At 66.6% G+C, this 11,649-nt stretch carries 9 protein-coding genes; 7 read left to right on the forward strand and 2 right to left on the reverse strand.

Translation table 11 applies throughout. From position 1 onward, the window contains the following. Positions 1 to 160 precede the first annotated feature (160 nt). Positions 161 to 1,378 (forward strand): right-handed parallel beta-helix repeat-containing protein, encoded by a 1,218-nt coding sequence (locus tag BM436_RS01560; protein WP_093552753.1) that lies wholly within the window; start codon positions 161 to 163, stop codon positions 1,376 to 1,378. 94 nt (positions 1,379 to 1,472) lie between these two features. Here BM436_RS01560 and BM436_RS01565 read toward each other — a convergent pair whose 3' ends face one another. Both BM436_RS01565 and uraH read right to left on the reverse strand, forming a co-directional pair. Further along, positions 1,473 to 1,772, reverse strand: coding sequence for a PsiF family protein (locus BM436_RS01565; RefSeq protein ID WP_093552755.1), 300 nt, complete (start codon positions 1,770 to 1,772; stop codon positions 1,473 to 1,475). 102 nt (positions 1,773 to 1,874) lie between these two features. Then, positions 1,875 to 2,228, reverse strand: a complete 354-nt coding sequence (uraH, locus tag BM436_RS01570; RefSeq protein ID WP_093552757.1) for a hydroxyisourate hydrolase — start codon at positions 2,226 to 2,228, stop codon at positions 1,875 to 1,877. Positions 2,229 to 2,348: 120 nt separating this feature from the next. Here uraH and puuE point away from each other — a divergent pair, with 120 nt between their 5' ends. The 6 genes from puuE to BM436_RS01600 all read left to right on the forward strand — a co-directional run bounded on the left by puuE (position 2,349) and on the right by BM436_RS01600 (position 11,288). Next, positions 2,349 to 3,302 (forward strand): allantoinase PuuE, encoded by a 954-nt coding sequence (gene puuE, locus BM436_RS01575; RefSeq protein ID WP_093552759.1) that lies wholly within the window; start codon positions 2,349 to 2,351, stop codon positions 3,300 to 3,302. A gap of 118 nt (positions 3,303 to 3,420) precedes the next feature. Then, entirely contained in the window at positions 3,421 to 4,896 is a 1,476-nt protein-coding gene (xdhA, locus tag BM436_RS01580) for a xanthine dehydrogenase small subunit (RefSeq protein WP_093552761.1), read from the forward strand. A gap of 11 nt (positions 4,897 to 4,907) precedes the next feature. After that, on the forward strand, positions 4,908 to 7,292 hold the full coding sequence (gene xdhB, locus BM436_RS01585; RefSeq protein WP_093552763.1) for a xanthine dehydrogenase molybdopterin binding subunit: 2,385 nt from the start codon (positions 4,908 to 4,910) through the stop codon (positions 7,290 to 7,292). 89 nt (positions 7,293 to 7,381) lie between these two features. After that, positions 7,382 to 8,416, forward strand: a complete 1,035-nt coding sequence (xdhC, locus tag BM436_RS01590; RefSeq protein WP_093552765.1) for a xanthine dehydrogenase accessory protein XdhC — start codon at positions 7,382 to 7,384, stop codon at positions 8,414 to 8,416. Between the two features lie 25 nt (positions 8,417 to 8,441). Further along, entirely contained in the window at positions 8,442 to 9,746 is a 1,305-nt protein-coding gene (guaD, locus tag BM436_RS01595) for a guanine deaminase (protein ID WP_093552767.1), read from the forward strand. Between the two features lie 69 nt (positions 9,747 to 9,815). Beyond that, entirely contained in the window at positions 9,816 to 11,288 is a 1,473-nt protein-coding gene (locus BM436_RS01600; protein WP_093552769.1) for an adenosine deaminase family protein, read from the forward strand. The last annotated feature ends 361 nt before the right edge of the window (positions 11,289 to 11,649 follow it).

Consider the following 11,649-nt stretch of genomic DNA (forward strand, 5'->3'; position numbering starts at 1 on the left):
AGAAGCTGGCATGGGGATTAGGTTGCGGCCTGGAAGTTGTGGAGTGTAAGGCAAGCTTGGCCGGGGTGCAAGCAAAGCGGCTTGGGCCGGTTTGCGCGCATTCGCGACTAGAATAGGCGTAGATTAACAGATTCCCCTCGTCCCCCGTCAGGAGTGCAGCATGAGAACCTTGCAATTGGCTGGCGCGCCGCTGGCCGCCCTGTTGTGCCTCGCCCCGCTGTCCACCGCGCTGGCCGCCGTGCTGGCGGTCGGCCCGGGCAAGACCTACGCGCGGCCTTGCGCCGCCATCGCCGCCGCCCGCGCCGGCGACATCATCGAAATCGAAGGCAACACCACCTACATCGGCGATGTCTGCTATATCGCGCCCAGCAACCTGACCATCCGCGGCGTGCGCGGCCGTCCCAAGATCGACGCCGGCGGCAAGAACGCCCAGGGCAAGGGCGTGTACGTGGTGGGCGGTAGCAATGTGACGGTGGAAAACGTGGAGATCTACGGCGCCAAGGTGCCGGACCGCAATGGCGCGGCCTTCCGCGTCGAGGGCGCGAATTTCACGTTGCGCAACAGCTTCCTCCACGATAATGAAAACGGCATCCTGTCCGGCGCGAACCTGAATAGCCAAATGTTGCTTGAAAACAACGAATTCGGCCGCAACGGCGACGGCAGCGGCATGACGCACAGCATCTACATCGGCGCCATCGGCAGCTTGGTGTTCCGCTACAACTATTCGCACGACGCCTATATCGGCCATAACCTGAAGTCGCGCGCCAAGACCAACACCGTGCTGTACAACCGCTTCTCCACGCTGCGCCCCGGCGAGACCGGGTCCACGTCGGTGGGCAAGCCCAGCTACGAGGTGGACTTGCCCAATGGCGGCATCGCCTATGTGATCGGCAATGTGATCCAGCAGCCGGCCGCGTACGAAAACAGCGCCATGCTGTCGTTCGGCGCCGAGGCGGGCGGCGGCGCGGACGACGCGCTGTATCTCATCAACAACACCTTCGTCAACGATGGCGCGAACGGCGTGTTCGTCAGCGTGCCGTCGCGGGTCAAGAACGCGGCGCTGATACAGAACAACCTGTTCTCGGGCAAGGGGACGCTGACCAACCAGACCTTCGCCGTGCTGAAGACCAATTACAAGGCGGACAGCGTGGCCTTCGTGAACCGCGCCGCCTACGACCTGCATCCGGTGGCGAACGCGCAGATCGTGGGCGCCGGCAGCGAGCCGGGCGTGGCGCCGTCCGGCGTGGCGCTGCGGCCGGTGATGGAGTACAAGCACGTGGCCGGCTCGCAGGCGCGGCCGGTGGGAGCGAAGCTCGATATCGGGGCCTACCAGAACCCCGTTGTGCTGACGGTGTTGCCGGCCGGCACCCGGCCTTGATCGTGGCCATGGGGGACAGACCCGCGTTCCACGGCGCTTGCCCTCTGTGAAGGCCCGTGGCGCGGCGGCCTGTCCCCGGTTTTGAGCCGGCGGCTTACTTCTTCGCGCTCAGGCATTCCTTCATGAAGGCCTTGCGCTCGTCGCCTTTCTTGCCGGCCGCGTCGGCGTTGCAGGTCTTCATCTTGTCCTGCTGCGTGACCGGCGCGGCGGGTTTGGCGCTCAGGCACTCCTTCATGAAGGCCTTGCGCTCGTCGCCTTTCTTGCCGGCGGCCTCGGTGTTGCAGGTCGCCATCTTGGATTGCTGCGAGTTCTTCGGCGCGGACGCCGCCTCGGGCGCGGCATGGGCGGCGGCGGCGAAACCAAGGGCGGCAAATACGGCGATCAGTTTTTTCATGGCGTATCCTAATGTGGGTGGAGGGTGCTGCGTGATTACTATACGATAATCTTCCGTCTTGTTAACGTGCGCCGTCGCGGCGGCGTTGACAGGCCGCCGGCCTCAGCTGCCGCGATAGGTCGAGTAGGCCCACGGCGACACCACCAGCGGCACGTGGTAGTTCTGCGCCGGGTCCGCGATGCCGAAGGCGATCGTCACCTCGTCGATGAAGCGCGGCGAGGGCAGGGCGGCGCCCTGCGCGGCGAAGTAGTCGCCGGCGCCGAACACCAGTTCGTAGCGCCCGGCCCGCATGGTGCCGCCCTCCAGCAGCGGCGCGGCGCAGCGTCCGTCGGCGTTGGTCACATCCTCCTTCAGCAGCACGCGGCCCGCCGGCTGGATCTCGTACAGCGCCACCTTCACGCCGGCGCCCGGCTTGCCGGCGGTGGTGTCGAGCACGTGGGTGCTTAGCTTGCCCATGGTCTGGTCCTATATAGGTTGAGAGAGGGCCGTTATCGCAGGAAACCTATACCGATGTCGGCCACGCCATATATTATTGGTTTAATGCATTCCTCCGCCAGTGATAAACGAAACCAGACGATGAGCACTTACGACAACTACCCGCGCGACATGATCGGCTACGGCCGCACCCCGCCGCACCCGCAATGGCCGAACGGCGCCCGCGTGGCGCTGCAGTTCGTGCTCAACTATGAAGAGGGCGGCGAAAACAACGTGCTGCACGGCGATCCGGCCTCGGAAACCTTCCTGTCCGAGATCATCGGCGCGGCCGCCTTCCCGGCGCGCCACCTGAGCATGGAAACCATCTACGAGTACGGTTCCCGCGCCGGCCTGTGGCGGCTGCTGCGCATGTTCGAGGACCGCAAGCTGCCGCTGACCATCTTCGGCGTGTCGATGGCGCTCAAGCGCAATCCCGAGGCGGTGGCCGCCTTCCTGGAGCTGAACCACGAGATCGCCTGCCACGGCCTGCGCTGGATCTCCTACCAGAACGTGGACGAGGCCACCGAGCGCGCCCACATGAAGGAGGCGGTCGAGATCATCAAGGAGCTGACCGGCAGCGCGCCGCAGGGCTGGTACACCGGCCGCGATTCCGTCAACACCCACAAGCTGGTGATGGAGCATGGCGGCTTCCGCTACGACGCCGACCACTACGGCGACGACCTGCCGTTCTGGCTGCCCGTGGAGCACCAGGACGCGAGCGGCTTGACTGTTGTGAAGCAGCAACTGATCGTGCCCTACACGCTGGACACCAACGACATGCGCTTCGCCGCCATGCAGGGCTTCAATTCCGGCACCCAGTTCTTCGACTACCTGAAGGACGCGTTCGACACGCTGTACGCCGAGGGCGACCCGAACGGCCTGAACCAGCCGAAGATGCTGTCCATCGGCCTGCATTGCCGCCTGGTGGGCCGTCCGGCCCGGGCCGCCGCGCTGGCGCGCTTCCTCGATTACGTGCAGAGCCACGACAAGGTCTGGATCACGCGCCGCATCGACATCGCCGAGCACTGGCATCAAAACCACGCCTATGTAGAATGAAGTGAACCAGCCTGGCCCTCATATGGATTTTTTCGCATGAGCGAGATAAGCGAAATCGTATAAGGGCCCAGTCAGGGAACTGATAGTCTTGAATCCTGGGACAAACGCCGAGGTTACGATGTCAGAACCGATACACTTTTACTATCGCGGGACCGTGCATGAAGTGAACGCCGCGTCCCCCACGCAGACCGTGCTGCAGCATCTGCGCGAAGACCTGCACTGCACCGGCACCAAGGAAGGCTGCGCCGAAGGCGACTGCGGCGCCTGCACCGTGGTGGTCGGCTCCCTGGTCGACGGCCGGGTCGAGCTGAAAACCGTCAATTCCTGCATCCAGTTCACCCCCACCCTCGACGGCAAGGCCCTGTTCACGGTCGAAGACCTGCAACAGCCGGACGGCGCGCTGCATCCCGTGCAGCAGGCCATGGTCGAATGCCACGGCTCGCAGTGCGGCTTCTGCACGCCGGGTTTCGTCATGTCGCTGTGGGGCATGTACCTCAAAAACGACGCCCAGCCCTGCGCCCGCAAGGAGGTCGACGACGCCCTGTCCGGCAACCTGTGCCGCTGCACCGGCTACCGTCCCATCATCGAGGCGGCCCGGCGCATGACGGAACTGCCCAAGGTCGAATTCGACCGCGAGGCCGTGGTTCAGCAGTTGCAAGCGCTCAAGCGCGACAAGCTGGCCACCTACAGCGTGGGCGGGCGCCACTTCCACGCGCCCCGCACGCTGGATGAACTGGTCGAGCTGCGCGCCAGCCGCCCGCAGGCGCTGGTGCTGGCCGGCTCCACCGACGTGGGCCTGTGGGTCACCAAGCAGATGCGCGAACTGAACGACATCATCTACCTCGGCCACGTGGACGCGTTGAAGCAAATGACGGAGGACGGCGGCATGCTGGAGATCGGCGCCGGCGTCTCGCTGAACGACGCCTACGAGGCCGTGTGCCGCCACTACCCCGAACAGCTGTCCGAGATGTGGCAGCGCTTCGCCTCGCTCCCCATCCGCAACGCCGGCACCCTGGGCGGCAATGTCGCCAACGGCTCGCCCATCGGCGACTCCATGCCGTGGATGATCGCGCTGGGCAGCGAAGTGGTGCTGCGCGGCGCCGGCGGCCGCCGCGTGCTGGCCATGGAGGCGTTCTACCTCGACTACCAGAAGAAGGATATGCAGCCCGGCGAATTCGTCGAGGCCGTGCGCGTGCCGCTGCCGCGCGCCGGCGTGCAATTCCGCACCTACAAGCTGGCCAAGCGCTTCGACCAGGACATCTCCGCCGTCTGCGCCGCGTTCGCGTTCACGCTGGACGGCGGCACCGTGAAGGAGGCTCGCATCGCCTTCGGCGGCATGGCCGCCACGCCCAGGCGCGCGCCGCTGGCCGAAGCCGCGTTGAACGGCAAGGCCTGGGACGAGGCCAACCTGGCCGCCGCGATGGCCGCGCTGGCGCGGGACTACCAGCCGCTGAGCGACATGCGCGCCTCCAGCGAGTACCGCATGAAAACGGCGCAGAACCTGCTGCGCCGCTACTGGTTCGAAACCCGGGTTGACGCGCCGCTCGCGGCCAGCGCCGTCAACGCGTTCGCCGCCACCCCTTGCCGCGCCTGAAAGGACCCGCCATGAACCATCCCGGCGCAACCGAACTGAAAGCCATGGCGTGGACCGGCGTGGGTGTCGGCCGTCCGCACGAATCGGCCGAGCTGCACGTGCTGGGCCAGGCCACCTACACCGACGACATCCCCGAATTGCGCGGCACCCTGCACGCCGCGCTGGGCACCTCGTCCAAGCCGCACGCCAACATCACCGCCATCGACTTCGCGCAGGTGCTGGCCTCGCCCGGCGTGGTGGCGGTGTACACCGCCAGGGACATCCCCGGCACCAACGACTGCGGCCCCATCATCCACGACGACCCCATCTTCGCCGATGGCAAGGTGGAATACGTGGGCCAGCCCATCTTCGTGGTGGTGGCGGACTCGCACGACAACGCCCGCCGCGCCGCGCGCCGCGCTCAGGTCACCTACGAGGAGCTGCCCGCCATCCTGACGCCGCAGGCCGCGCACGCCGCGAAATCGTATGTGCTGCCGCCCATGCACTTGCGGCGCGGCGATTGCCAGGCCGCGTTCGAGCGCGCGCCGCGCAAGCTGAAAGGCACGCTGTACGTGGGCGGCCAGGAGCAGTTCTACCTGGAAGGCCAGATCGCCTACGCCATCCCGAGAGAGGCGGACGGCATGCACGTCTACTGCTCGACCCAGCACCCGAGCGAGATGCAGCACGTGATCGCGCACGCCTTGAAGCTGCATTCGCACCATGTGCTGGTCGAATGCCGCCGCATGGGCGGGGGCTTCGGCGGCAAGGAATCGCAGTCCGCGCTGTGGGCCGCCGCCGCCGCCATCGCGGCGAAGAAGACCAACCGCCCCGTCAAGCTGCGCGCCGACCGCGACGACGACATGATGGTGACCGGCAAGCGCCACTGCTTCTGGTACGAGTACGAGGTGGGCTACGGCGACGACGGCAGGATCGTCGCCGCCAAGGTGGACATGGTGTCGCGCGCCGGCTATTCGGCCGACCTGTCCGGCCCCGTCGCCACGCGCGCCGTCTGCCACTTCGACAACACCTACTACCTGAGCGACGTCGACATCCGCGCCGCCTGCGGCAAGACCAACACGCAATCGAACACCGCCTTCCGCGGCTTCGGCGGCCCGCAGGGCGCGATCGCCATCGAATACATCGTCGACGAGATCGCGCGCGAGCTGGGGCGGGATGCCTACGACATCCGCAAGCTGAACTTCTACGGCAAGGACGAGCGCAACGTCACGCCCTACGGCCAGGTCATCGTCGACAATGTGATCCACGAGCTGTGCGACCAGCTGGAGGAGAGCAGCGAGTACCGCGCGCGCCGCCAGGCGATCGACGCCTACAACGCGGGCAGCCCGGTGATCAAGAAGGGCCTGGCCTTCACGCCGCTCAAGTTCGGCATCGCCTTCAACGTCACGCACCTGAACCAGGCCGGCGCGCTGGTGCACGTGTACGTGGACGGCTCCATCCTGGTCAACCACGGCGGCACGGAAATGGGGCAGGGCATCAACACCAAGGTGGCGCAGGTGGTCGCGCATGAACTGGGGCGCGACCTGCGCCACGTGCGCGTGACCGCCACCGACACCAGCAAGGTCGCCAACACCTCCGCCACCGCCGCTTCCACCGGCGCGGACCTGAACGGCAAGGCAGCGCAGGACGCCGCCCGCCAGATCCGCGACCGTCTGGCCGCCTACGCGCTGCGCCTGTATGGCGGCGTTCCGGGCGTGCTGGCCGGCGGCGCGTCCGGCGCCGCCTCCGAGGCCGATGCCGCGGCCGTCGAAGAGGTGCTGTTCTATGACGACACCGTGCACGTGAACGGCCACGCCATCCCGTTCGCGGAACTGGTGCAGAAGGCCTACCTGGCGCGCGTGCAGCTGTGGTCCGACGGTTACTACGCCACGCCGCACCTGCACTGGGATCCGAAGGCCATGACCGGCCATCCCTTCTCCTACTACGCCTACGGCGCCGCCGTGTCCGAGGTGGCGGTCGACACCTTGACCGGCGAATGGAAGCTGCTGCGCGCGGACGCGCTGTACGACGCCGGCGATTCGCTGAACCCTGCCATCGACCTGGGCCAGGTGGAGGGCGCCTTCATCCAGGGCATGGGCTGGCTCACCACCGAGGAGCTGTGGTGGAACGCGGGCGGCAAGCTGATGACGCACGCGCCGTCCACCTACAAGATACCCGGCGTGTCCGACTGCCCGGAGGACTTCCGCGCGGCCCTGTTCAAGAACCGCAACGTGGAGGACAGCATCCACCGCTCCAAGGCGGTGGGCGAGCCGCCGCTGCTGCTGCCGTTCTCGGTGTTCTTCGCCATCCGCGACGCGATCTCCGCGGTGGCCGGACACAAGGTGAACCCGCCGCTGCAGGCGCCCGCCACCAGCGAGGCGATATTGAAGGCGATCACCGCCATCGAAGCGAGCCGATAACACGTACAAAAACCAGGGGCGCACACCCGGGGTCAGACCCCCAAGGGTCTGACCCCGGATTCTGCCTTAGGGTTTGAAGAGAGACAAAAATGATAGACTGGCTGACCGACCCCGCCGCACCCGCAGTGCTGATCACCGTGGCGAAAGTGGAGGGCTCCGGCCCCCGCGAAGCCGGCGCCAAGATGCTGGTGACGGCCGAACACGAATTCGACACCATCGGCGGCGGCCACCTGGAAATGCGCGCCATCGACATCGCCCGCGAGATGCTCAACGGCCCCGCCGTGCGCTACGAGCGCTTCGCCCTCGGCCCCAGCCTGGGCCAGTGCTGCGGTGGCGTGGTCTACCTGCTGTTCGAACGCGTCGACGCGCGCCTGGCGCCCGTGCTGGCCGAATTGCGCGCGCGCCGCCGCGAGGACTGCTGGCGCGTGACCGCGTTGGACGGCCCCGCCGCCGTCGCCCTGTTCGACGGCCACGGCAAGCCGCTCACGGTGGCCGACTTCGGCGCCCCCGCCTTCGACCGAAAGCAGGCCGCCCACTTGGCGACCGACGCATCCGGCCGCCGCTGGCTGGTCGATCCCTGCCTGGCGCCGCGCGCCCACCTGACGCTGTTCGGCGCCGGCCACGTCGGCGCCGCCATCGTGCGCGCGCTGGCCGAGCTGCCGTGCACCGTCACCTGGGTCGACGAGCGCGAGGACATGTTCCCCGCCGACATCCCCGCCAATGTCACGGTGGAGGCCAGCGAAGTGCCGGAGGCCTGCGTGGCCGAGGCGCCGCCGCACGGCAGCTACCTGGTGATGACGCACAACCACGCGCTGGACCAGCGCCTGACCGAGGCCATCATGGCGCGCGACGACGTGTACTGGTTCGGCCTGATCGGCTCCAAGACCAAGCGCATGCAGTTCGAGCACCGCCTGCGGGCGCGCGGCTTCGACCAGGGCCGCATCGACGCCATGGTTTGCCCGATCGGCATCGCTGGCATCACGAACAAGGCGCCCGCCGTCATCGCCGCCTCCGTGTGCGCCCAGTTGCTGGGCGTGTGGGAGGAGCAGGAAATGGAACGCATGCCCAAGCCGCTCAGCCAGACGTGCAGATTGCTGCGCGTGGCCGGTTCGCCCCACAACTAGGCGGCACCCCGCCAGAAAGCCGCCCATGACCAACGCCACCGTGCAAGCCTACCGCGCCAGCCTGCTGCACTTCCACGCCGATCCGGCCTTCACGCCGGACGCCCATCACTGGCACGAGGACGGCCTGCTGGTCGTCGCCGACGGCAAGGTCCGGGCGGCGGGCGACTATGCCACGCTGCGCGCCACGCTGCCGCCGGGCACCGCGGTGCACGACCATCGCGGCAAGTTGATCACGCCGGGCTTCATCGACACCCACATCCACTACCCGCAGACCGACATGATCGGTTCGCCCGCGCCCGGCCTGCTGCCCTGGCTGGACACCTACACCTTCCCCACCGAGCGCCGGTTCGAGGACCCGGCCCACGCCGAACGCGTGGCCGAGTTCTTCCTCGACGAGCTGCTGCGCTGCGGCACCACCACGGCGCTGGTCTACTGCACGGTGCATCCGCAATCGGTGGACGCCTTCTTCACCGCCAGCGAAAAGCGCGGCCTGCGCATGGCCGCCGGCAAGGTGCTGATGGACCGCCACTGCCCGGACTTCCTGCGCGACTGCGCCGAGTCCGGCGGGAGGGACAGCGAAGCGCTGATCCAGCGCTGGCACAAGCGCGGCCGCGCCCTGTACGCGCTCACGCCGCGCTTCGCGCCCACCTCCACCGAGGCGCAACTGGTGGTGGCGGGGGAGCTGGCGCGCAAGTACCCGGACATCTACATCCAGAGCCACGTGGCCGAGAACGAGGACGAATGCCGCTGGGCGCTGGAACTGTTCCCCTCCGCGCGCAGCTACCTGGACGTGTACGACAAATACGGCCTGCTGCGTCCGCGCGCCGTGTATGGCCACTGCATCTGGCTGGACGAGCGCGATCGCGCGCGCATGGCCGAGACGCAGGCCGCCGTCGCGGTGTGCCCCACCTCCAACCTGTTCCTCGGCAGCGGCCTGTTCGATTTCGAGCGCGCCGACCAGGCGGGCATGCTGCTGTCGCTGGCGACCGACGTGGGCGGGGGCACCTCGTTCTCCATGTTGCAAACGATGAACGAAGCCTATAAAGTAGCGCGCTTGAAGGGCAGTTACCTGCCGGCCTTGCGCATGTTCTACCTGGCCACCCTGGGCGCGGCGCGCAGCCTGCGGCTGGAGGGCACGATAGGCGGTTTCGCGGCGGGCGCCGAGGCGGATTTCATCGTCCTCGACCCGCAAGCGACGCCGCTGCTGGCGCGCCGCACCGCGCACTGCGACAGCCTGGAAGAGCTGTTGTTCGCGCTGGCGCTGCTGGGCGACGACCGCGCCATCGCCGCCACCTACGCCGCCGGCCGCGAAGTGCACCGCAGGGCGTAGGGCGCGACGCCGGGGCGCGCATGCGGGGGGAGGCTGCCCTTTCCACAATTCACAGAAAGGCGCCAGCCCATGCACAAGCACATCCCGAAACTGCTCATCGCTGTCGCGATGGCGTCCGCCTTCAACGCCGGCGCCGCCAGCAACGAGGACATCACCAGGCGCCATTTCGCGTCCCTGGTGTCGGGAGGCCAGCCGAGGACCGCCGAGCTGACCATGTTCTTCACCCTGATGCCCAAGGGCGGCGACCTGCACCACCACTACTCCGGCGCGATCTATGCCGAGCAGTTCCTGGAGTGGGTGGACAAGCAGAACTACTGCGTCAACAAGGGCAGCTACCAGATCGAGACCAACGCCGCCGCCGTGGCCGCCCAGCGCGCCAGGGCCGCCGCCGACCGGACCTGCCTGTCCGGCGAGGCCGTCATGCAGGACAACGCCATGCTGGCCGAGCTGCTGCAGCGCTGGGCCACCAAGGACTTCCACAACCACGGCGGCCAGCAAACGCCGCCGGACCGCACCTTCTTCGACACCTTCGGCTACTTCAACCCGGTGGCGTCCACCAACACCGCCGACGGCCTGCGCCGCCTGAAGCAGCGCGCCATCAACGAGAACCTGGGCTACATCGAGACCGTGTTCGAACTGGCGCCGATGGCGTCGTATCCGGACTTCGACCAGGCCGTGCTGGCCGCCGGCGCCGACTCCGCGCGCCTGAACGACCATTTCGAAACCCTGATGGCTGCGCTGGACAAGGACGCCGCCTGGAAGGGCTGGACCGCCGCCTACAACGCCAACGTGGACAGCGCCAGCGCCGGCATCGACGACGAGCGCTTCACCATGCGCTACCAGCCCTTCGTGCTGCGCTTCCTGTCGCCGTCGCAGGTGTTCTCGTCCATGGTGTCGAGCTTCAAGCTGGCCCTCCAGAACCCGAAAGTGGTCGGCGTGAACATCGTGGGCCAGGAGAGCACCATGGTGTCCATGCGCGACTACACGCTGCACATGCGGATGTTCAAATTCCTGAAGGCGAAACACCCGGAAGTGAAGCTGGCGCTGCACGCGGGCGAGCTGTCCCTGGGCATGGTGCCGCCGGAGGGCCTGCAGTCGCACATCGCCGAGGCGGTGGAGGTGGCCGGCGCCAGCCGCATCGGCCACGGCATGGACATCGCCCACGAGCGCGATCCGGTGGCGCTGATGAAGAAAATGCGCGCGCGCGGCGTCCCGGTCGAGGTCAACCTCACCAGCAACGAATTCATCCTCGGCGTCAAGGGCGACGCCCACCCGGTCACGCTGTACCGCAAATACGGCGTGCCCTTCGTGCTGGCCACGGACGACGCCGGCGTGTCGCGCAACAACCTGTCGAACGAGTACGTGCTGTACGCCAGCCGCTACAAGACCGACTACGCCGAGGTCAAGAAGCTGTCCTACGACAGCATCCGTTACTCCTTCCTGGCCGAGCAGGACAAGCGGCGCCTGCTGAAGGCGCTGGACGGCAAATTCGCCCGATTCGAGGCCGATGTTGCGTCTTCGCTGCATTCATCTAGGAAATAACGTCTTAATCGGCCTGCATTCCGCGGAAAAACGACTATAGGATATATCTCCGCAACAATGTTTCCAATGCACTTATGTGGCCTATTTGCCACATCGAGGACGCGCCCCGGCGTCCTTTTTGCGTTCTTCACATGAAGTGAATTCAGTCAACTTTATAATTTCGGCCCACTCCCCTGACGGCCAGCCCGTCGTTCGACTAAAACTGGCCGATTTATATATTTTTCATATAAATCCGATTGGAAAATCGAATTTGTCATGCTTTTTTGCTTCATGCATAGTGGGATCAGCGTCTTTAAGCTGCTTCCTTGCAATAGTTTCCGTCATCGCGGTTCAGCCGGTGTCACGTTCTTGAAATATTGCA

It is taken from the genome of Pseudoduganella namucuonensis (genome assembly GCF_900116645.1).
GTDB classification, from domain to species: domain Bacteria; phylum Pseudomonadota; class Gammaproteobacteria; order Burkholderiales; family Burkholderiaceae_D; genus Rugamonas; species Rugamonas namucuonensis.